This window comes from Streptomyces sp. AC627_RSS907 (assembly GCF_019049165.1).
Genome location: NZ_JAGMUE010001346.1, coordinates 1 through 655, shown reverse-complemented (window position 1 = coordinate 655; position 655 = coordinate 1). Strand labels below are relative to the sequence as shown.

Below are 655 nucleotides of genomic sequence, written 5' to 3'. Positions count from 1 at the left end.
GCAGACGATGGCGTGTGATGCCTTGAGGCCGTCCTTACGGAAGAACAGGAAGACGATGACGCCGAGCAGCACGACGCCGGAGATGGAGAAGATCATGACGGGTCTCCTGATGAATGTGGACGATCACCGCGAGTGACACAAGACTCACAGAAAGGACGAAAGTGAGAAAGTTGCGAATGGGTGATTTATCAGTCAATTCACTCGCGCGTGAGTGATGATCGATCCGTAGGGTGGGAGTGCGGCGCGGACCGGAACCGCGGCGCCTCGATGCGGCGATCGGGGCTCTCCCGCACCTAGGGGTGGGCCCTCCTCGACAGAGCGAAGGGCGGATTTCATGACCGAACACGGCGGTGCCAGCGCACAGGGCGGGGTGGACCCGAGCGTCGAGCCGGCGCACGATCCGGAGGTGCTGCAACTGGCGGCCAAGGTCTTCGACCTGGCCCGGCACGGCGACACGGACACGCTGGCTGCGTACGTGGACGCCGGGGTCCCCGCCAACCTCACCAACGACCGCGGCGACTCGCTGGTCATGCTCGCCGCCTACCACGGCCACGCGCCGGCCGTGGAGGCGTTGCTCCAGCGCGGCGCCGACCCGGACCGCGCCAACGACCGGGGCCAGACGCCGCTGGCGGGCGCGGTGTTCAAGGGCGAGGAC

Annotated in this window: 1 protein-coding gene; it reads left to right on the top strand. The window is 66.9% G+C overall.

The features are described 5' to 3' along the window. Positions 1–334: 334 nt before the first annotated feature. The coding region (locus KUM32_RS41845; protein ID WP_217146845.1) for an ankyrin repeat domain-containing protein at positions 335–655 on the top strand (321 nt) is incomplete at its 3' end.